Genomic DNA, 21766 nt, shown 5'->3' with positions numbered 1-21766 from the left:
GCAAAAGAATGGCGCGGCTTCAGGCAGCATAAGCCCGCTCAGCCGCGGCGTTATCAGCCCCCAAATGCCCAATCCGACAGGCTGCTAGAACTTTATTTTCGACACTGCCCCTGCCGGACCATCGGCCGGGGCTGGCATGAGCAGGGCCAGCGTACGCGCCAGCACCGTGGCCTGCGCATAACGCGCGCAGGCACGACTGCGCCCTGCCTGCCCCATCCGCTGGCGTAGCGCTGCATCCCGCACCAGCGTCTCAAGCGCCGTGGCGAGGGCACGGGCGTGGCCCGGTGGCACCAGCAGCCCTGTCCGGCCTGTTACCACCTGCTCACGCGGGCCGGGAATGTCACTGGCCACGACAGGCAGGGCGCACAGCATGGCCTCGATCACGCTCATCGGCAGGCCCTCGAAATGACTGGGCAGCACGAATATATCCGCCGCCGCCATAAGATCCGCCACGTCCTCCCGATACCCCAGAAAAACAAGGCGCGACCCCAGATCGGCCACAGCCTGCGCAAAGCATGGCCGCAGATCCATGCCCCGATCACCCGGCAGGCGTTTGCCCACCACCCATAAAACAGCGTTCGGGGGCAGCAGCCGCATGGCTGCCAGCAGTTCGGGATAGCCCTTGCTGCGCACCAGCCGCGATACGGCCAGTATGACCACCTGCCCGCCATCCACGCCCATCTGCTGGCGCAGGGCCGCACGCCGCTCCGGCATGGGATGGAAAACATCCGGGTCCCGCCCGTTGCCAATGGCGGTGGCCTGCCGGTGGATACCCAGCCGCCGCGCATCGCGCGCCTCGGATTCCGACACGGTCATGTAGATATCGGTCACGCGCCCCGCCAGCCACTCCAGCACCAGCGCCACCCCGCGCCGCAGCCATGACCCCGGCTGGTTGAACAGGAAACCGTGGCCGGTATAGGCAATGCACGGCACGCCACACCACCGGGCGGCAAAGCGCGCCAGCAGGCCGCTTATGGGCATGTGCGCGTGAACCATATCGGGCTTTTCCGCCCGGATCAGCCGCACCAGCGCCCGCCATGCCCGCCATTGCGCCAGTGGCGAAAGCGTGCGCGACATGGGCACGGTCTCGACCCGCAGCCCCTGTGCGCGCACTGTCTCCAGCAGCGGGCCATCGGCGCAGACGCCTGTTACGTCATGGCCCTGCGCGCGCAGGGCCACCATCAGGGGCAGAAGGAAATGGCGCAGCGAGAAGTCAACATTCGTGACTTCCAGGATCTTCATGTCAGCAGCAGGATTTTTTCGCGCTGGAGCGCCCAGCGCACCACCTGCCGCACCATACCCGGCCCCGCATCGGGCAGGCCCGTGCTGCCTGCGCGCTTCCCTTCTCCCGCCGCGTCCTGTCCGGTGGCGTCATGCTCCGCCGTTCCGGCATCTTCCGCCGCGCGTGCGGCCGGGTCCACCCGCACGACCAGTTGCAGGCTGCCGCGCGGGGCCTGCCCGCCGCAATAGACGCTCTCCTCGATCGTGACGACGCCACCCGCCGCGCGGAAACGCCAGTGCTGCTCCCCTGCCCCCAGCAGGACAGAGCCATCACGCGCGTCCACCGCCGTAACCGAAGGATGCAGGTGCAGGCGCAGCACGAAGGCCAGCGCGCGTTCGCCCTCCAGCGTTTCCTCGCCGCGCAGCACCTCGCCATCAGCACTCAGGTAAAGCCTGCGGTAATAGGTCGCCCCGGCGGAGGCATGATAACCGTCATGGGACAGGGTGAGCCAGTGCGCGCCCTCCGCCACCGCATGGTCCACGCCTACATGCGTGGGACGGCGCGCTACCGTGCCATCCTCCGCGAATTCGGAGGATGACATATCCTCCACCACCACGACGGAATGTGCCGCCGTCTGCCGCAGGGCGTCTTTCCACGCGGGCAGCACGCCACCGCCGCAATTGACGATCAGGCGCTGGCGCGCGCATGAAAACTCGAACGACAGGGTGCCTGCATGGGCATCGCGGTCAAAGCCCGTAGGCGGCGGAACCCCGGCATCGACCAGCAGCAGCGAGCGCGCCGCCTGCATGCGCACGAACCCGCCATCGGGCATGGCATGCGCCACGACCCGCGTGCGCGTGGCCTGTGACAGCACCATCTCGATCAGCGCGGCATTGCGCTCATGGCTGCCATTGAACAGCGCAAGACCACCATCCCCATGGCGCATGGCGCGCAGAACGGGGCTCATCTTGTCCAGTGCCAGCGCCACCGAATGTGGCAGGGCGTGCTGCACCGCCTGCATCATCGCCCGCATTTCCGCCAGTTCGCGCAGGGCGCGCAACTGCACCTCCGGGCTGCGGGTAACATGCCAGCCATCGGGCAGGATCTGGCTTTCCACCTCGGCATCGATATAGCGGCGGTAGCGGGTCAGGAAGCCGGTATATTCCGGCATGGCGACCGCCACGGCCAGCAGGCCCTTGAGCGCGGTGAGTGACTGCCACCCGTGCTGTTCGGGCGGCATGATGGCGGCAATGGTGCGCCCCTCCACCAGAATGCGGGCCATGAGGCGCTGGCGGAAGGAATCACTGGCCGAGGCGGCAAAGAAATCATAATGCCCCAGCCACGCCGCCACCCGCGCGCCGATCACCCCGCAGTCAAGGGCGATGGGATGCTGGGCGGGGTGGTGCAGCCAGTCATCCACCAGCGCGCGCGCCTTCAGCCGCGCGGCGTCGGTGCCCACCGCGCGCAGGTTACGCAGCCAGCGGAAGCCCAGCAGCCCCTCGCGGAAGGCAGGTTCGAATTCCGGCGCATCCCACCGGCCCGGCCCCACGGGGTGGGTATAGCCCGCCCATGTCAGGCTGCCGCGCGTAAGCTGCGCGCCCGCCACCGGGTCGCCCGGCCAGAGGTCACGCATGGTATGAACGGGTGCCGCGGGCAGGCGCTTGCCGCCGCCAAACAGGGGCAGGCGTGCAAACGACAGACGCGCGCCACGCGTCATACGCTTAAACGTCATGAACTCTTACCCCCGTGGAGTAGCGGGCGGGCGTCCGCTCACGCCGGGTCATGTGCTCCGCTGCGCAGGGCCCTGATCGCGGCGGCATAGTCATCCTGCCCGTACACCGATGTGCCGGCGATCAGCACATCCGCCCCGGCGGCAACCGCCAGCGGTGCGGTCTGGGGCGTGATGCCGCCATCAACGCCAATGCGGATGTCACGCCCCGTCGCATCGGCCATGCGCCGCAGGGTCTCGATCTTGCGGAGCTGGCTGGTCAGGAATTTCTGGCCGCCGAAACCGGGGTTGACCGTCATCACAAGGATCATGTCCACCAGATCCAGCACTTCCCCCACCGCTTCGGGCGGGGTGGCGGGGCAGATGGCAACGCCGGGCTTCACCCCGTGGTCGCGCACATGCTGGAGCGAGCGGTGCGTATGCGGCCCGGCCTCCACATGCAGGTGGATGTGGTCGGCCCCCGCCTTGGCAAAGGCCTCGATATACGGATCGACCGGCGCGATCATCAGGTGCACGTCAAACGGCAGCTTCGATTTCGGGCGCAGCGCCTTGATCAGTTGCGGCCCCATGGACAGGTTGGGCACGAAATGCCCGTCCATGACATCCAGATGCAGCCAGTCCGCGCCAGCATGTTCCACGGCGGCGACTTCATCCGCCATGCGGGAAAAATCAGCCGACAGGACAGAGGGCGCGACGAGGGGGGTCTTGAGAGCAGCCATGCCTGTTTTTAACAGCAATCCATGCCTTACGCCAAGCTTTCATGACACCCCGCCACGGGGCATCAGGCCCGGCGGAAACGCGCGGCGAAGAAGCCGTCCATCCCGCCCTGTGCCCCCAGCATGCCCGGATGCGTGCGCAGCCAGCCCTCGGGCGTGCGGGCCTGCGGCAGGAAGGCCAGTTCCTCCGGCGTAAAGGGATCGGGCACGAGACCCATGGCGGCGGCGGCCTGCGCGCGCTGTTCGCCTTCCTCGGGCTGGAGGGAGCATACGGCATAGACCAGCCTGCCGCCGGGGCGCAGCATGTCGCGCGCGGCGGCCAGCAGCCGGTCCTGCCCCTGTGTCATGGTGGCGATGTCGCGCGGGCGCTTGATCCACATGGCATCGGGGTGGCGGCGGATGGTGCCCGTGGCCGAACAGGGCGCATCGAGCAGGATGGCGTCAAGCGGCGCGTCCGGCCGCCACTGGGCCGCATCGGCCTGGATCACATGTACGCCATCCAGCCCCAGCCGCGCCAGATTCGCCCGCAGGCGCTCGATGCGCCGGCCCTCGCGCTCAATGGCGAAGACCTCCGCCCCCGCGCAGGCAAGCTGGGCGGTCTTGCCACCCGGTGCGGCACACAGGTCGGCCACCCGTTCACCCGCCTTCACGTCCAGCAGGCGCGCGGGCAGGCTCGCGGCCATGTCCTGCACCCAGAACGTCCCCTCGGCAAAGCCGGGCAGTTCAACCACCCGGACCGCGCCGGGCGCAAAGCGCACGCTGCCATTGGGCATGACCTCGCCACCGGGAGGCGCCGCATCACCGGGGCGGATGGTCAGGTCCAGCGGCGGCTCATGGCCCAGCGTGCTGGCGATGGGCCGCGCCAGCCGCCCCCAGGACTGCCACAGCCACGGCGGCACATCGAGCCGGGGCTGGTCCAGCCCGTCCAGCGCCTGCGCGCCCTCGGCCGCCACGCGACGCAGCACCGCGTTGACCAGCCCGGCAAACGGCACCAGCCCGCGCCTGCGCGCAAGGGCGACGGAGGTGGCCACGGCGGCATGGGCCGGCGTGTCAAGGAACAGGAGCTGCGCCACCCCGATCAGCAGCACCACGCGCACGGGCTCGGGCGGTTCGCGCTTGAGGAAGGGGGCAAGGATTTCATTGGCCGTGCCCATGTGGCGCAGCACGGTGGCGGCCAGCCGGTGGGCGGCGGCGCGGTCGCGCGGTTCGGCCGTGCGGGCGGCGACCGAATGTTCAAGCGACGTGTCGAGCATGCGGCGATGGACGATCACGCCCTCGACAATATCAAAGGCGATGTCGCGCGTGGGGTCGGGGGCGACCCGTCCCCCGCGCCGGTCGGGACGGCGGCCATGGGAGCAGGACGTGGGGGACGGGGAAGGCTTCATGTAATCCTGACCTGAAAGCTGCGACATGCGGGGGCTTGACCGGGAAGGTATTCATGCCAAGCCTAGAGCCATGTCAACATCCATAGCACAGGCCCTTGCGGGCATCCGCACCCGTATCACCTCCGCCGCACAGGCTGCGGGGCGCGACCCGTCCGGCGTGGAACTGGTCGCCGTTTCAAAATTCCACCCCCAGGCCAGCGTCATCGCGGCGCTGGAAGCGGGCCAGCGCATGTTCGGGGAAAACCGGGTGCAGGAGGCGGCAGCCAAGTTCCCGCCCCTGCGCGAACGCTGGCCGGACCTGCGGCTGCACATCATCGGCGGGTTGCAGACCAACAAGGCGGCGGAGGCGGTCAGGATCGCGGACATGATCGAAAGCCTCGACCGCCCTGCCCTGTCGGATGCGATCGCGCGCGCGGCGGAGCGTGCGGGCAGGCTCCCCGACCTGCTGGTGCAGGTCAACACCGGCGATGAAAGCCAGAAATCCGGCGTGCGGCTGGAAGAGGCGGAAGATTTCATCACACACAGCCGCGCACGCTTTGGCGCGGCGGTGAAGGGGCTTATGTGCATCCCCCCGCATGACCAGGACCCCACGCCGCATTTCCGCCTGCTGGCCGACATGGCGGCGCGGCACGGGCTGCCGGTAGTGTCCATGGGCATGTCGGCCGATTTCGAGACCGCCATCGCCTGCGGCGCGACGCTGGTGCGGGTGGGCAGCGCGATTTTCGGGGCCCGGCCCGCCCACCCCTGAATCCGGGTGAATGGCACCTGAGCGGATACGGCCCTTGCTGCGCATGGGGCGAGACGGTAATGCGAAACTATCCGGTCGCGATCCCATGCCGGTTTTCTGTCTTTATTGCCGCGGAGCCGTCACGACATGACGCAACCCACGGGGCCTTCTGCCCCCGGATCCCCGACGACGCCCACCGACGGCGAACACGCCGCCAGCGCCGGGAACACGCCTGCGCCCTCCAAGATTACCGAATACGGCGCGGACCAGCACGAACACGCCGCCAACCCGGTCGGCTTCGCCGCGCTGCTGGGTGTTCTGGGGGTGGTGTTTGGCGATATCGGCACAAGCCCGATCTACGCCCTGCGCTCGACCATCATGATCGTATCGAGCCACCACAAGATCGAGCCGTGGGAGGTGATGGGCGTTCTCAGCCTGATCATCTGGTCGCTGCTGCTGATCGTGACGGTGAAATACGTCATCCTGATCATGCGCGCCGACCATAATGGCGAGGGCGGCATCATCTCGCTCATGTCCCTCGCCCAGCGCGTGGCGCCGAGTACCCGGCTGCGCGTGGCGCTGGGCATGGTGGGAATCGGGGGGGCTTGCCTGTTCTTCGGCGATGGCATGATCACGCCCGCGATTTCCGTCCTCTCTGCCGTGGAAGGGCTGGAAGTCAGCTTCCCCGCCGCGCATGACCTTGTCATTCCCATCGCACTTCTGGTGCTGGTGGGGCTGTTTTCGGTGCAGAGCTACGGCACGGGCAAGGTCGGCACCATATTCGGCCCGATCATGCTGGTGTGGTTCAGCCTGCTGGGCATACTGGGCGGGCTGGAAATCCTGCATCACCCGCTGGTGCTGCTGGCCATATCGCCCACCTATGCGGTGCAGTTCATCGTCTATCACGGGTGGCTTTCGTTCATCGCACTTGGCTCGGTCGTGCTGTCGGTCACGGGGGCCGAGGCGCTTTATGCCGATATGGGGCATTTCGGCCGCCAGCCCATCCGCTATGCGTGGCTGTTCTGCGTGCTGCCCTGCCTGGCGCTGAACTACCTGGGCCAGGGCGCGCTGATCATCAACGAGCCCACGGCGCTGGAAAACCCCTTCTTCCTGCTTGGCCCGCACTGGCTGCAGGTGCCCATGATCGTCCTGTCCACCATGGCCACGGTCATCGCCAGCCAGGCGGGCATCTCGGGCGGGTTCTCGCTGTGCCGCCAGATCATCCAGCTTGGCTACCTGCCGCGCATGCGCGTGACCCATACCAATGCGGAGGAAGAGGGCCAGATCTACCTGCCTGAATTCAACCGCTTCCTCATGATCGGTGCGCTGCTGCTGGTACTGAGCTTCCGCAGTTCCGATGCGTTGGCATCGGCCTACGGCATCGCGGTGACGGGCACGTTCATGTGCACATGCGTGCTGGCGCTGGTGGTGTTCCGCAGGCTGTACCACTGGTCGCGCCCGGCCGCGATCGCGACATTTGGCGGCTTTTTCGTGCTCGACAGCACGTTCTTCGCCTCCAACGCGCTCAAGATCCCGCAGGGCGGCTGGGTGCCGGTGCTGCTGGGCATCGTGCTGACACTCATGATGACGACGTGGAAAAAGGGCCGCCAGCTTCTCATGAACCGGCAGAAGCAGGACAGCATGCCCATGAATTCGTTCCTGGCACGCCTGCCGCAGTCACGCATCATCCGCGTGCCGGGAACCGCCGTTTACATGACCGGCAACCCCGATTTCGTGCCCGCCTGCCTGCTGCACAACCTCAAGCACAACAAGGTCCTGCACGACCATGTGCTGTTCGTGACCGTGCAGACGCTGGACCAGCCCGAAGCCGATCACGGCCACCGCGTGGCGTTGCAGGAGGTCGCGCCCGACATCTACCGCATCATCCTGCGCTACGGCTTCATGGAAATGCCCAACCTGCCCCGTGCGCTGGAGGACCTGAAGGCCAGCGGCCTCGATTTCGATGCGCTGCAGGCCTCCTACTTCACCAGCCGTGAACTGCTGGTCCGTTCCTCCGTGCCCAAGATGTCGCGCTGGCGCATGTCGCTGTTCCTGCTCATGGCGCGCAACGCCACGCCGGCTACGGAATTCTTCCGTATCCCGCCTGACCGCGTGGTGGAACTGGGCGTGCGGCTGGCGATCTGACCCCCGTGGCCGCCCTCATGGACAGGGAGGAACCGCTGGCGCTGTACGTGCACTGGCCGTTCTGCCTGTCCAAATGCCCGTACTGTGATTTCAACAGCCATGTGCGCGATGAAATCCCGCGCGCCCGCTTTGGCGCGGCCCTGCGCCGTGAACTGGCCCATGAAGCCGCGCGCATGGGCGCCACACGGGCCGAGCGCCCGGTGATCGGCTCGATTTTCTTTGGCGGCGGCACCCCCTCCCTCATGGCGCCGGAAACGGTGGCCGGGCTGATTACGGATGCCCGTGAGCTGTTCGGCACCACGGCGGATGTGGAAATCACGCTCGAAGCCAACCCCACCAGCATGGAAACCGGCCTGCTGCGCGCCTTTCGTGATGCCGGGGTCAACCGCATCTCCATGGGTATCCAGAGCCTTGAGCCTGAGGCCCTGCGCTTTCTGGGCCGTGAACATGACGCGCAGCAGGCCGTGGCAGCGCTGGAAATGGCGCGCGCGCTGTTCGGGCGTGTCTCGTTCGACCTGATCTACGCCCGGCCGGGGCAGGATGCGCGGGCGTGGCGGGCGGAGCTTGAGGCGGCGCTGGCGCTGGTGTCCGACCATCTCTCGCTCTATCAACTCACCATTGAGCCGGGCACCCGGTTCGAGGGGCTGTACCGTCAGGGCCGGTTCCGCCTGCCCGATGGCGATGACGCGGCCAGACTGTATGACCTGACTGCCGAGGTCGCCGCCCGGCATGGGCTGTATGGCTATGAAATCTCGAACTACGCCCGCCCCGGTGGGGAAAGCCGCCATAACCTGACCTACTGGCGCTATGGCGACTATCTGGGCATCGGTCCCGGCGCACATGGGCGGCTGACCCGCAACGGCGTGACCGCGGCCACGCGCCGCCACCGCGCGCCCGAACCATGGGCCGAACGCGTGGAGCGCACCGGCACCGGTGCCCACCCCGAGGAGATGCTGGATAACCGCGACCGCGCGCGTGAAATGCTGCTGATGGGCCTGCGGCTGGCGGAAGGCATCTCGACCACCCGCTTCACCCACCGCACCGGCATGACCATGGCTGACGCCACCGATCCCGACATCATGCGCGCCGCGATGGACGAAGGCTACCTGACCCATGACCCCGCCCGCCACGTATTGGCCGCGACACCTGCGGGGCGGCTGCGGCTGGAAAGCCTGCTTGCCGCGCTGGTGCTTTAGGAAATTAGGCAATACGATGGCGTCCACATATCCACGACAGGGAGTTCGCCGCGTGTTTTCTTTCCTTGTATCCCGCTCCACCCGGCTTGCTGCCTGCGCCAGCGCCTTCATGCTCATGGCCACCACCGTCCACGCCGCACCCGCGCCTGCGCCCGCGGCGGATGCGCAGGAACTGGTGATCGCGGATAACGACTACCTTGGCCCCGGCGGGTCCGACCAGCTTTCCACCATTCCGCTGCTATTCAACCCGCATGTGCATCTGTTGGGGCTGACGGTGGTGAGCGGGGATGGATGGGAAAACGCGGAATCGGCCCACCTGCGCCGCCTGCTGGAAATCGTGGGCCGGACGGACGTGCCCGTGGCCGATGGCGCGGTCTATCCGCTGGTCAACACGAAAGCGGACATGCGCGTGCATGAACAGCAGTACGGCACCATCCCGTGGAAGGGCGCGTGGGGTGGCCTCGGCTCCATCGACAAGGCCCCCGATGTCCAGCCCCCCGTGCCTGAAATGAAGGAAGGCGCGCCCCATCTCGCCCCCGTGGCGCAGAGTGCTGCGCAGTTCCTGATCGAACAGGTCCATGCCCACCCGCATGCGGTCACCATCATCGCCGCCGGGCCGCTGACCAACATCGCGCTGGCCATCCGGCAGGACCCGACCTTTGCCGAGACGGCGAAGCAGCTTGTCTTCATGGGCGGCATGCTGGACACGAGCATGGCCTCGATTACCGGCAATGCGGATTTCGCATCCGATTTCAATATGATCTTCGATCCCGAAGCCGCCCACATCACCCTGACCGCGCCGTGGAAGGCCATAACGGTGGTGGGCAGCGTGTCGAACGACCTCATGCTGTCACGCGCGTACCTGGACCAGATCACCAGCAAGAAGACACCGCTCACCGCCTATATCGGCAAATATTACGACCCGCTGCCGCTGTGGGATGAACTGACGAGCGCCGTCGCGGTCGATCCCACGCTGATCACCTCGGCGGTGGATGCACGGATGGACATCGACACCAGCCGTGGTCCGCATTACGGCCATGCCTTTGTGGTGCCGGACGCGCTGGCCCCCCGCAACAGCCCGATGCGCCGGGCGCATATCGTCCGCTCCGTTGACAGCGCGCGCTTCCGGGAAGTGTTCCTGCACGAAGCCCAGACCGACCTGCCCGCGCAGGCACGGTAACGGCGGAAAGGCGCGGCGCATGCTCCATATGGTCAAACTGGCGGTTGGTATCCGGTCGATCGAGGATCTGGTCCTGCGCCAGTCACTCCAGACCCCGCCGGTCGATGACCTTGATGGCACGGACCCCACGGGCATGCCGTGGTTCCGCACCCGCATGTATCCGCGCCGCGCGGCCGAGATTCTGGATGGCGGGTCGATCTACCGCGTCATCTCGGGGCGCATCCTGTGCCGCCAGCGCATTACCGCCATCCGGCCCGACACGCGTGAGGACGGGACCGCCTGCGCGCTGGTCATGATGGCGCCGGACATCATTCCCGTCAGCCCGCGCGCCATGCGCCCGTTCCAGGGCTGGCGCTACCTCCGCCCCGAAGATGCGCCGCCCGACCTGTGCGCCAATGGCCATAGTGGTGACGTGCTGCCCGAAGCCCTGCGTAATGAACTGGCTGCCCTGTGCCTGATCTGACCATGCCGGGGGCGATGCGCCCTGTCTCCCTGCGCGGTGTGACGCGCCTTGTGCTGCTGGGCATGGTGGGGCTTGGCCTTGCCGCCTGCGCCAGTTCGGGCGGCTCACGCTACGGAAATTACTACGAGGGCAAGGCCGCCTACCGCCCGCCCGGCCCGCCCACCGACCCGTGGCAGCCCTATATTGCCGATGCCTCCACCCGGTTTGGCGTCCCGCAGGACTGGATACGTGCCGTGATCCAGAAGGAATCGGGGGGGCATGAATATATCGACGGCCACCTGACACGCTCGGCCAGCGGGGCGATCGGGCTCATGCAGCTCATGCCCCCCACCTATGCCGACATGCAGCGCCGCAACCACCTCGGCTCCGACCCGTACGACCCGCACAACAACATCCTGGCCGGGACGGCCTATATCCGTATTCTGTACGGCCTGTATGGCGCGCCCGGCTTCCTTGCCGCCTATAACGCGGGCACCCTGCGACTGAACGACTATCTGGAAAACGGGCGGCCGCTGCCCAGCCAGACGGTGCGCTACCTGCGCATCATCACGCCCAATCTGGGCAACGAGGTCGCGCTGAGCGGCCCGCTGGCGGTTTACGGCAGCCCGTCACAGCCTGTTACGGCCACGCCGGTCGCGCTGACCAGCGGCCATGCCGCCCCGCGTGAACATGCCTATATCCAGTACGCCACGCTCAATCCCCCCGCCCCCGTGCAGCAGCAGCACCGCACGGCCTGCGTGCAGGATGCCAACCTGGCCTACGACCCCGGCAACACGACCTGCCGCACCGATACCCGCAGCGCGCCGCCGGTTCCCGCCGGTGGCGTGGATTACGGGGCATGGATGGTTCAGGTTGGCGCGTTCTCGGCCGAGGGGCAGGCGCGGTTCGCCACCACCATGGCGCGGCAGGGTGATTTTTCGGCGCTGCAGGGCGCGCGCAGCATGGTCATTCCGGTTCCCCGCCCGGCGGGCGGCACCATCTATCGGGCGCGTCTGGCCGGGCTTTCACAGGTGGCGGCCCTGAACGCCTGCACCACGCTCAGGAATCAGGGCCTGCCGTGCACCGTCATCCGGCCGGGGCAGTAAGGCCCACGTTACTCCGCGGTGGCGATGACGGGCGTGGGCGCGGCCTCCAGCGCGCCGGGCACATGCAGGGCGGGCAGGTGAACCGTTGCATGGCGCACCAGCATGACCGATGAGAACCCGAGCGACAGCGTATAATCCCCTGCCCCCACAGCCCAGTTGCCGCCCGCCGGGTCCCACTGCCCCAGCAGGCGCAGGCTGACCGGCATGCCCAGCCGGAGCGTGCGGCCGGGCGCGACCACCACGCTGCGCCACGCCGCCAGCCGCCGCGACGCAACAGGCAGGTCAGGTGGTGCCTCGACATAAAGCTGCGGCACGACACGCACCGGCATGCTGCCCGGATTGGTCACGGAAAAGCTGGCGGTAAGGTGATTCCCCTCACGCGCTACATGCAGGTCGCCCAACGCGACATGCCCCCGCGTGGACAGGCCGTATCCGAAGGGAAAGAGCGGCACGACATGCGCGTTGGCAAAGGCGCGGTAATCCGCATCCGCCATACCGGGCGGGTAGAACCCGCCGGTCAGCGTCAGGGGCAGGTGACCGGAAAAATCCTGCTGCCCCGCCAGCAGGGCGGCGAGGGGCTGGGCATATTCATCACGCCACGCCCATGCCTGCACCACGCTGTCCACCATATCGAGCCACGGCATCTGCCGGTCGGGATCATCCGAGCCCAGAACCACGGCAACATGGCCGCCCAGATCGGCCAGGGACGTGATCATCCGGTTATCATCGTTGCTGTCGCTCAGCACCAGCACGCGCGCGGCCTGTGCCGCGGCGGGGGGCAGGGTTCCCGGCGCGCCCGCGCCATCGGCAACGGTGTTGAGGGTAATGGCCAGCCCCGCATGGCGCAGCGCATCCGCCAGCAGCCCGGCGGCATGGGCCATGGCGGGACGGGCCAGCACCAGCACGGGACCAAGCGCCGGGTCAAACGGCAGAACCCGGTTTTCGTTCTGGAGCAGGACCGTGCCTTCCGCCTCCACATCGCTCACCAGTGTATCATCAGGGGCCGGGTCCACCTTCGCGCGCGTGCTGGCGAATGGCGGCGGATGGTCAATGCTGCCCGCCATGTAGAAGGAGGCGAGGATATGCGCGGCCATGGCCTGCACGAGCGCGGGCTTCAGGCTGCCGTCGCGCACCGCCTGGCGCAGGCTGGCCCCCAGCACGTCATGCCCGTCCTCATGCGCGCCGACCTGTTCCAGATCCACGCCCGCGCCAACCGCCGCGAGCGCGGGTGCGGCGGTGTTGTCCGTCGCCTGCCCCGCGCCGCCGGGCAGCGCCATGACCATGCCAGGAAAGCGCCAGCCGTCATGCACCACCTGCTCCAGCCCCGTCACGGTCTGGCAGGGCGCCATGCCCCCGCAGAGTATGGCCCCGCCATGAGCGGTTTCCAGCGCCATGGCCACGCCAAGCAGGCTGTGGGCGACCAGTTGGGTGGCGGGCACCTGCCGGGTGCGCTCGGGCATCACGCCATCGGCGCGGGCCTGTTCCTCCCCCATCACGGAGCCGAATACCGGCAGCACATGGCCCGAAAGCAACCCCGCGCCGATCATGCCCGCCGTGGTGCCCGCCAGTACCTGGTCCTCCCCGGCCTGAAGGCGGCCTGAAGGCAGCAGGTCAACGCCGCCCACGCGCAGCACGGCACGGCCATGCCGCCATTCACTACGTGCGCGGGCCACACCCGCGCGGTGCGCCAGTTCGGGGTCCCACGTCGCGGCCAGCGCCAGCCACGGCAGCATGGGGCACGGATTGCCATCGGCCGGCTGGGCCGTGGTGGAAAAATCAGGCATGCGCAGCACCGGCAGGCCAAGGCGCGGTACGCCGGGCCAGTCAAGCAGCCCGTTCGTATCCGCCCCCGCGCTGGGGCGGGCCTGCACGACGGCCTGCTGTTCGGCAGGCTGCATGCGCGCGGCCATTTCCGCGCCATGGGCCGCGACAGCACCCGCTGCCGCAACACCCGCCGCGCATGACGCCGTGACATTGCCCCCCAGCCACAGCATGCCCCACCCGATCAGCGCGGCTCCGTACCATCTGGCAGCGTGTCTCATCATGTCCCGTTACAATTGAAATACCCTGCCATTTCTGCCCCCAAATGCCCCGATTGTCACGCAACGCAGGGTAAAGTGCCCGTGCGACTTGGCGGGACTGGCGGGGCGCGATATGAAGAAGGAACAATGCGACAGGCCGCACGCCGCCCCGCCGGTCACCCCCGGCGGGCTGGCGCATGGCCGGATCACCACATGCGGGGGCCTTCCCCGGCGTCCACAGAGGCATCATGACCCTTCGCCCGTTCCATCCTGCCCCCTCCGCCGCCCCCCTGTCGGGCCGCCGCGCGCGCGCATGCGTGGCCCTGCTGGCCGTATCCCTGCTTGCTGGCTGTGGCAGTTCCGGGCCTCATGACCGGAGCGGGCTGGTCATACCGCAGAATCGCCTGCTCAAGGAGGATCGCGGGGCCAATGGCGGGTCCACCCCGCTGGAAAGCAACGGCGTCAACGCCTTCCTGTGGCGCGGCGCGCTCGATACCCTGTCCTTCATGCCGTTCGCCTCGGCCGATGCGGTGGCGGGCGTGATCCTGACGGACTGGTACACCCCCCCGGCCACCAAGGACGAGCGCTTCAAGATCACCTGCTTCATCCTGTCGCGCAGCCTGCGTTCGGACGCGCTGCGCGTATCGGTGTTCCGCCAGGTGTTTCAGGACAACCAGTGGGTTGATACCCCGGTCGCGGCCAATACCGTATCCGACATCACGGCGCGCATCCTGACCCGTGCGCGCCAGCTCAGGACCGATAGCGGACAGCACTGAGCGCCCGCACGGTTTTTCCCCGCCGGGCGGCCGCCTTTCGTGCCGCCCGCGCTTTCCCGCGGGCCATAGCCGCCCGCCACCCGCATACCGAACCAGAAGAAGATGACCGAAACCAGCACCCCACCGGACAGCGCCTCCCCCGCCTATGACTTCCACACGGCAGAACCGCAGTGGCAGGAACGCTGGGCGTCTTCGGGCATCTTCAATGTTCCTGACGTGCCGCCCGCCGACCGGCCCAAATACTATGTGCTGGAAATGTTTCCCTACCCGTCGGGCCAGCTCCACATGGGCCATGTGCGCAACTACACGCTGGGTGACGTGGTGGCCCGCTACAAGCGCGCGCGCGGTTTCAGCGTGCTGCACCCCATGGGGTGGGACGCATTCGGCCTGCCGGCGGAAAACGCGGCGCGCGAACGTGGCGTGCACCCCGGCAAGTGGACGATGGACAACATCGCCGCCATGCGCGCCACACTCAAGCGGCTTGGCTTCTCGTTCAACTGGGACCGCGAAATCGCGACCTGCCTGCCGGACTATTATGGCAAGCAGCAGAAACTGTTCGTGGACATGCTTAAGGCCGGGCTGGTCGAACGGCGCGAAAGCTGGGTCAACTGGGACCCCGTGGACCAGACCGTTCTGGCCAATGAACAGGTGGTGGACGGGCGCGGCTGGCGTTCCGGCGCGCTGATCGAGCAGAAAAAGCTCTCGCAGTGGTTCCTGCGCATCACCCGCTTCGCGCCGCAACTGCTTGAGGGCCTGAACACCCTGCCGCGCTGGCCCGAACGGGTCCGCACCATGCAGGAACGCTGGATCGGCCGTTCCGAGGGCGCGCGCGTGCGCTTCGGCCTGCATGAGCCGCCCGCGGGTTTCGATACCGACCTTGATTCGGTCGAGGTATTCACCACCCGCCCCGACACGCTGTTCGGCATGTCCTTCCTCGCCATCGCGGCCGATCACCCGCTGGCGGCCAAGGTTGCGGCAAAGAACGCGCAGGCGGCGGAGTTCATTGCCGAATGTCACCGCCTCGGCACATCCGAGGAAGCGATTGAAACCGCTGAAAAGCGCGGCTTCGACACGGGCCTGCGCGTGACGCACCCGTTCATGCCCGACCGCTCGTTCCCGGTCTGGATCGCGAATTTCGTGCTGATGGATTACGGCACGGGCGCGGTGTTCGGCTGCCCGTGTGGCGACCAGCGCGACTTTGACTTCGCGCGCAAATACAACCTGCCCTTCGCCACCGTCATCCTGCCGCCGGGCGCGGAGGCCGCGACCTTCACCACCACGGACAAGCCGTACGAAGGACAGGGCACGCTGTTCAATTCCGGCTTCCTGGACGGGCTGGACACCGATGCCGCGAAGAAGGAAGCCATCACCCGGCTGGAAGGGCTGGGGCTTGGCCACGGCGTGGTCAACTGGCGCCTGCGCGACTGGGGCATTTCGCGCCAGCGCTACTGGGGCTGCCCCATTCCCGTCATTCACTGCACCGATTGCGGCGCGCAGCCCGTGCCGGACGACCAGCTTCCCGTCGTCCTGCCCGATGACGTGACATTCGACCGCCCCGGCAACCCGCTGGAACACCACCCGACATGGAAGCATGTCGCCTGCCCGTCCTGCGGCAAGCCCGCGCTGCGCGAGACCGATACCTGCGACACGTTCGTGGACAGCTCATGGTATTTCGCCCGCTTCACCGCCCCGCATGCGGCCACCCCCACCGTGGTGCCCGCCGCCGATGGCTGGCTGCCGGTGGACCAGTATATCGGCGGGATCGAACACGCGATCCTGCACCTGCTCTATGCGCGCTTCTTCACCCGCGCCATGCATGAGACGGGCCACCTGCATGTGGATGAACCCTTTGCCGGGCTGTTCACGCAGGGCATGGTCAACCACGAAAGCTACCGTGACGCCGAGGGCAACTGGCTCTACCCCGAGGAAGTTGACCGCAAGGCCGACAGCGCCACCCGCCGCGACACCGGCGCACCCGTCACCATCGGGCGGGTGGAAAAGATGTCCAAGTCCAAGCGCAATACGGTGGCGCCCGTCGCCATCATCGAACGCTTCGGCGCGGATACCGCGCGGTGGTTCGTGCTGTCCGACAGCCCGCCGGAACGTGACATGGAATGGACCGAATCCGGGGTTGCGGCTTCGGCCCGCTTCCTCCAGCGCCTGTTCCGCATCGTGCGCACCGTGGCCGAGCAGACCCCGGCGGGCGCGCCCTGCCCCGACACGCTCTCCCGCGCGGCGGACGGGCTGCGCCGGGCCACGCACCGCACCATCGCGGCGGTTACCGAAGCACTGGAAGCCTTCAGCGCCAATGTGGCCGTGGCGCGCCTGCATGAACTGACCTCCGCCCTGGCGGATGCAGAAAAGGCGGCCGGGGAAGACGGCATGGCCTTCGCCCGCCGCGAGGCCGCCACCGTCATCTCCCTGCTGTGTGCGCCGATGGTGCCGCATCAGGCCGAAGCGATGATGGCGCTGCTGGAACCCGGCGGCAGCCCGGTTGTCGAACGCACATGGCCCACCGCCACGCCCGAACTGCTCAAGGCGAGTGAATTGACCATTGCGGTGCAGATCATGGGCAAGCTGCGCGGCACCATTGCCGTGCCGCCTGACATGCCCGCCGAGAAGGTCATCGCCCTGGCGGAAGCCGAACCGAACGTGGCGCGCCTGCTGGACGGGGCGCGGATTGTCAAGCGCATCCACGTGCCGGGCCGGATCGTCAACTTCGTGGTTGCAAAATAAAGATGGCGCATCCCGTCCGTTACACCGGCCTGCTCTGCACCCTGCTGTTACTGGCGGGGTGCGGCTTTTCCCCGATGTACAAGACGACGGGAACCCATCTGGGGGCCGACGGCAAACCCACGGTCGGGAACGTGCTGGCGGAACTGAAACAGGTCTATGTGCCGGTCATCAAGGAACGGTATGGCCAGCAGCTCCGCCAGTTCCTGCAGCAGGACCTGTCGGGCGACGGGCCTGAAAACCCGACCGGCTACAGCCTGCACATCAATACCTACATCATGAACGAAGCGGTCGACATCCATGCCGACAACACCAGCGGCCGCACGCGCACCACGGCCTTTGCCCACTGGCGTCTCTATACCATGGCGGACGAGCCGCAGCTTCTGGCCAGCGGCGATGCCTCGGTGGTGGATGGCGTCAACAACAACTACGAACAGTATTTCGCCCTGACCCTGAACCTGGAAAACGTGCGGACCCGCGTTGCCAAGAACATGGCCGAGCAGATCACGCAGCAGGTGGCCGTCTGGTTCCGCACCCATTCCAAGCCTGCCGTAAGCGGTTCGTCCACGGACCAGAACCAGCCGCGCTATGTTGACCCCAACAGCATCGTCAACCCCAACAACCAGATGCCCGCCCAGCAGCCCGGGGCCGATGGCCTGCCCGCGCTGGCCACGGGGCGGACCGATGCCCAGCTTAACGAACAGAATAACGAGGACATGGACACCTCCACCGGCAGCGTGCCGATGGACAATGCCCCCACCCAACGCGGACGCCCGGAACCCGATACATCGGACAGTGAACCGGCGGGCAGTTCGGGCATCAGCATCGGGGGCAACGAAAACCAGTGAAGATCGACGCCCGGGCCATCAACGCCACGTTGCAGGCACCCGGCGCGCTGCGGGCCATCATCCTGCATGGGGATGATGCAGGGCTGATCCGTGAACGCGCCACAACGGCGGCGAAAGCCATCTGCCCCGCACTGGACGATCCCTTCCGCGTGGCGGTGCTGGGCCGTGATGAACATGACCGGCTGGAGGAGGAAACCACCGCCCTTTCCCTAAGCGGGGGGCGGCGCGTGATCTGGGTGCGCGAGGCGGGTGACGGGCTGCTTGCCCCCCTGCAGCGCAGCCTTGCACAGGCATCTGATACGCTGGTCATCATGGAAGCGCCGGGCCTGCCGTCCCGCGCGAAGCTGCGCGCCTTTGCCGAAAAGGACCGCCAGTGCGGCGCGATCGGCTGCTACCCCGAGGAAGGCCGTGCGCTGGAAGGTGCCATCCGGCAGATGCTGGCGGCACAGGATGTGGGCATAGACCCCGATGCGCTGGGCTGGATGGTCGAGCGCGCCGGACCCGACCGCGCCGCCACCCGCAGCGAGGTGGAGAAACTGGCCCTGTTTGCCGGAAAGGGCGGCAGGCTGGGGCTGGAGGACGTAAGGGCCTGCGTGGGCGATGCCGCTGGCGTTTCGCTAGAGGACGCGGCCTTCGCCGCCATGGCGGGTGACCGCAAGGGGGCCGATGCAGCGGCCGAACGCGCCCTGACCACCGATGGCAGCAGCCCGGTGGCGCTGGCACGGGTGCTGCTGTCACATATCCACCGCCTGCGCCGCGCGCGGATTGCAATGGATGGCGGCATGAGCCGGGCGGACGCCATGCGGCAGTTGCGCCCGCCCGTCTTCTTCAAGCGGACCGACAGTTTCGCGCAGGCCCTGAACATATGGACTACCGCCGCCCTGCTGCGCGCGGCGGAGGAAACACAGGCGCTGGAACTGGCCTGCAAACAGACCGGCAGCCCGGACACCGTGCTGTGCCTGCGCCATGTCGCCCGGCTATGTGCGCAGGCGCAGCATGACCGCAGGCGGCGCTAGGCCACGAAATATGGGGCCGCTACCCTGAAACACCTTGCCGGGGCGTGCGGCCTCGGTTAGAAAGCCTGCGTGTGTCCGCGTAGCTCAGCCGGATAGAGCACAGGATTCCTGGTTTTCAATTGGGCGTCACGACGGGAAACCACGTGACGGATCTGCTCAAATTCGGGGAACGCTCTGGCTAACGCCGTGCCGATCCCGAGCCAAGGCCGGTTCCTTTACCGGCAAGGTGTAGAGACTGGATGGGCAGCACCTGTAGGCCGCAAGTGGCCCATGGTGAAGGGACAGTCCAGACCACGAACGCCATGCACCCATGGCGGCGGCGAAAGCCGAAGTGGCATGAATCCTGGGGCCGTGGGTTCGAATCCCGCCGCGGACACCACAAATCCCGACATATTCCGCAACAGCATCTCCTTGGCAGGCGAAAACCCGCTTGTTCCAGGAAGCTTCTGGTGAAGCTTTTTTCAAAAAGCTTCAGAAAACATCGCCTTTTTAAAGAAAAGACGCTCCCAAAAACTCCTGTCAGTCCTTACCCAATCAGCGAATCCTGACATCAACGGCAGCACTGCGGCCATGCATGTCCATGACGGAAATATGGACATACCCCACGCCATCGGGCAGCCATGACGGGGCGGCTCCGGGCGGCACATCAAGGCGCGTTCCGTTCACCATCCACTGGTAAGGGGGCGTTCCCCCGCCTGCCTCAAGGCCAATGGGGGTCATGGTGCCATCATCGGCCCGGCTCTCCATCTCGCTGCCTGCCTGGGGCATGATGATCTGCGGCCCCTCGGGCCGGGACAGGCGACGCAGCGCGGGTGACAGGTAGCTTATGGCCTGATGGTGGGGTGTCACGCCGGATGCCGCAATACTCCCGTCCGGTTCAAGCAGGCTGACGATATGCGCCAGCAGCGGGGCCGCCGTTGCGCGACCCGTAATACCCGGCGCCGCCGTGCCATCCGGGCGGCCTGCCCAGACAATAATGGTCCACTGCCCGGTCACCCCCGCGGCCCAGGCATCATGCATGCCGTAGGATGTGCCGGTCTTGAAGGCGACATGGTTCCATTGGCCTGAGCCGGGTGGTGGTGGCGTGCCCTCCAGAATGGTACGGACATCCTGTGCCGCGCGTGGGCCGAGCAGCCGGGTGGCGGGCGCGCGTCCGGTCACATCAAAATACGGGGCCATCACCTGCCCGTCGTGATTGAGGGCGGAATATAATGTGGCGAGGTCGTATATCGAAATCCCTTCCCCACCCAGCGCGATTGCAAGGCCGGGTGCAACATCCCGGCCCGGAAGCCGGGGCACTACACCGCAGGCTGCAAGGCGGGACAGGAAACGATCCGGCCCGATCAGGCGCAGGGCCTGCACCGCAGGCACGTTGAGTGACTGCCTGAGCGCATCCGCAACCGTTGTCTCGCCCCGGAAGCTCTGGTCGAAATCATGCGGGGCGTAGCCTGACAGGCTCATCCGGCCATCACTGATCCGGGTGCGCGGCGTCAGCAGTCCATGATCGAACGCCATGCCGTAAATGAACGGCTTCAGGGTGGAACCGGGTGAGCGCCGGGCCGTGACCAGATCGACCGCGCAGCCCGGGCACTGGTGTTCCCCGCCGCCAATCCACGCAGCAATACCCCCGTCACGCCGCACGACGAGGGCGGCGAAGGTGCCCCGCAATGGCGCGTCACGAGCAGCCACGACGCCGCGCAGCATGCGTTGCAGCCTGCCATCAAGTGTCGTGCGCACGACATCGCGCAGTCCGACGGACCATGCATGGGCCAGCAGCGCCGGGGCCGCGTGGGGCATGGGAACGGGACCAGACGGGACATTTTCCATCTCCTGTCCCATCCCCGTGCCACGCAACACCTGACGCGCCGCCGCCAGCGCCAGTGCATTATGGCGGCCGGGGCGCAATGTGGTCGGATGCCGGGGAATGGCCACCAGCAGCGCGGCTTCCTGTGGTGCAAGATGATCGGGTTCATGTCCGAAATACAGCAGGGAACCCGCGCGGACGCCCTCGATATTCCCACCCTCCGGCGTCAGGGTCAGGTAGATGTCCAGCACGCCCCTGCGGCCATAGCGCCATTCAAGCTGCACGGCGCGGGCCATGTCCAGCAGCTTGCCACGCAGGCTGTGCCGGTGCGGGCTGAGCAGGCGGGAGGCCTGCATGGCCAGTGTTGACCCACCTGAGACGATATGCCCGCGCATGACAAGCTGGGCGAGGGCACGCGCCATGGAGAGCGGATCAACACCCGGATGCCAGTAGAACCGCCGGTCCTCGGTGCGGAGCAGCATCTGCAGATAGACCGGGTCAACCTGAGGGGCCGCAAGCGGCAGCCGCCACATGCCATCCACGCTGGTCCGCCCGTCCAGCCGTGCGCCGGTCCGGTCATTCAGGATCAGGGCGGATGCGTGCAGGCGGGACAGGTCGGGCGGCAGCAGGCGGTCCAGCATCCACAGCATGCCCGCAGGCAGCACCACCGCCACCAGCAGGCCAAGTGTCAGGACAAGGGCAGGCGTCCGGCGCAAGGTC

Annotated in this window: 16 protein-coding genes; 10 read left to right on the top strand and 6 right to left on the bottom strand. The window is 67.2% G+C overall.

From position 1 onward, the window contains the following. Window positions 1-84 precede the first annotated feature (84 nt). From DY926_RS10170 to DY926_RS10155, 4 genes are all read right to left on the bottom strand, one after another. Window positions 85-1242 carry a glycosyltransferase family 4 protein gene (locus DY926_RS10170; protein ID WP_116703258.1) on the bottom strand — a complete coding sequence of 386 codons (1158 nt, stop codon included), beginning with the start codon at window positions 1240-1242 and terminating at the stop codon, window positions 85-87. Next, a complete protein-coding gene (locus DY926_RS10165) occupies window positions 1239-2954 on the bottom strand; it encodes a heparinase II/III family protein (RefSeq protein ID WP_116703257.1) in 1716 nt (571 codons plus the stop codon). Before DY926_RS10165 ends, DY926_RS10170 begins: the two co-directional genes overlap by 4 nt. A 38-nt stretch (window positions 2955-2992) precedes the next feature. After that, window positions 2993-3670 carry a ribulose-phosphate 3-epimerase gene (rpe, locus tag DY926_RS10160; protein WP_116703256.1) on the bottom strand — a complete coding sequence of 226 codons (678 nt, stop codon included), beginning with the start codon at window positions 3668-3670 and terminating at the stop codon, window positions 2993-2995. A gap of 62 nt (window positions 3671-3732) precedes the next feature. Beyond that, window positions 3733-5052 carry an RsmB/NOP family class I SAM-dependent RNA methyltransferase gene (locus DY926_RS10155; RefSeq protein WP_186336135.1) on the bottom strand — a complete coding sequence of 440 codons (1320 nt, stop codon included), beginning with the start codon at window positions 5050-5052 and terminating at the stop codon, window positions 3733-3735. Window positions 5053-5122: 70 nt separating this feature from the next. Here DY926_RS10155 and DY926_RS10150 point away from each other — a divergent pair, with 70 nt between their 5' ends. The 6 genes from DY926_RS10150 to DY926_RS10125 all read left to right on the top strand — a co-directional run bounded on the left by DY926_RS10150 (window position 5123) and on the right by DY926_RS10125 (window position 11848). Continuing rightward, on the top strand, window positions 5123-5800 hold the full coding sequence (locus tag DY926_RS10150; RefSeq protein ID WP_116703254.1) for a YggS family pyridoxal phosphate-dependent enzyme: 678 nt from the start codon (window positions 5123-5125) through the stop codon (window positions 5798-5800). 126 nt (window positions 5801-5926) lie between these two features. Beyond that, window positions 5927-7924 carry a potassium transporter Kup gene (locus DY926_RS10145; RefSeq protein ID WP_116703253.1) on the top strand — a complete coding sequence of 666 codons (1998 nt, stop codon included), beginning with the start codon at window positions 5927-5929 and terminating at the stop codon, window positions 7922-7924. Between the two features lie 17 nt (window positions 7925-7941). After that, window positions 7942-9120 carry a radical SAM family heme chaperone HemW gene (gene hemW, locus DY926_RS10140; protein ID WP_116703252.1) on the top strand — a complete coding sequence of 393 codons (1179 nt, stop codon included), beginning with the start codon at window positions 7942-7944 and terminating at the stop codon, window positions 9118-9120. A gap of 109 nt (window positions 9121-9229) precedes the next feature. Next, on the top strand, window positions 9230-10300 hold the full coding sequence (locus DY926_RS10135; RefSeq protein WP_116703263.1) for a nucleoside hydrolase: 1071 nt from the start codon (window positions 9230-9232) through the stop codon (window positions 10298-10300). Window positions 10301-10319: 19 nt separating this feature from the next. Next, the gene (locus DY926_RS10130) at window positions 10320-10763 is read left to right on the top strand and encodes a DUF1489 family protein (protein ID WP_116703251.1); all 444 of its coding nucleotides are present in this window, start codon (window positions 10320-10322) and stop codon (window positions 10761-10763) included. A 14-nt stretch (window positions 10764-10777) separates the two neighbouring features. After that, a complete protein-coding gene (locus tag DY926_RS10125) occupies window positions 10778-11848 on the top strand; it encodes a transglycosylase SLT domain-containing protein (protein ID WP_408886050.1) in 1071 nt (356 codons plus the stop codon). Window positions 11849-11856: 8 nt separating this feature from the next. Here the strand turns inward: DY926_RS10125 and DY926_RS10120 are convergent, their stop codons facing one another. After that, on the bottom strand, window positions 11857-13893 hold the full coding sequence (locus DY926_RS10120; protein ID WP_241503157.1) for a glycoside hydrolase family 3 C-terminal domain-containing protein: 2037 nt from the start codon (window positions 13891-13893) through the stop codon (window positions 11857-11859). A gap of 224 nt (window positions 13894-14117) precedes the next feature. On the opposite strand from DY926_RS10120, the gene DY926_RS10115 reads away from it, so the two are divergent. The 4 genes from DY926_RS10115 (at window position 14118) to holA (ending at window position 19242) form a co-directional block, all read left to right on the top strand. Continuing rightward, complete coding sequence (locus DY926_RS10115; protein WP_116703250.1) at window positions 14118-14645, top strand: DUF3576 domain-containing protein; 528 nt, start codon at window positions 14118-14120, stop codon at window positions 14643-14645. A gap of 102 nt (window positions 14646-14747) precedes the next feature. Further along, complete coding sequence (gene leuS / locus DY926_RS10110; RefSeq protein WP_116703249.1) at window positions 14748-17381, top strand: leucine--tRNA ligase; 2634 nt, start codon at window positions 14748-14750, stop codon at window positions 17379-17381. A gap of 2 nt (window positions 17382-17383) precedes the next feature. Beyond that, the gene (locus DY926_RS10105) at window positions 17384-18226 is read left to right on the top strand and encodes an LPS assembly lipoprotein LptE (RefSeq protein ID WP_116703248.1); all 843 of its coding nucleotides are present in this window, start codon (window positions 17384-17386) and stop codon (window positions 18224-18226) included. Further along, window positions 18223-19242 (top strand): DNA polymerase III subunit delta, encoded by a 1020-nt coding sequence (gene holA, locus DY926_RS10100; RefSeq protein WP_116703247.1) that lies wholly within the window; start codon window positions 18223-18225, stop codon window positions 19240-19242. The genes DY926_RS10105 and holA overlap by 4 nt, the downstream gene beginning before the upstream one ends. A gap of 534 nt (window positions 19243-19776) precedes the next feature. On the opposite strand, the gene DY926_RS10090 is transcribed toward holA, so the two are convergent. Next, window positions 19777-21762, bottom strand: a complete 1986-nt coding sequence (locus tag DY926_RS10090; protein ID WP_116703245.1) for a transglycosylase domain-containing protein — start codon at window positions 21760-21762, stop codon at window positions 19777-19779. Window positions 21763-21766: the final 4 nt, after the last annotated feature.

Origin of the sequence: Komagataeibacter melaceti (genome assembly GCF_003403295.1) — a bacterium.
Taxonomy (GTDB): Bacteria; Pseudomonadota; Alphaproteobacteria; order Acetobacterales; family Acetobacteraceae; genus Komagataeibacter; species Komagataeibacter melaceti.
This window is presented reverse-complemented; position numbering and strand designations above follow the sequence as displayed.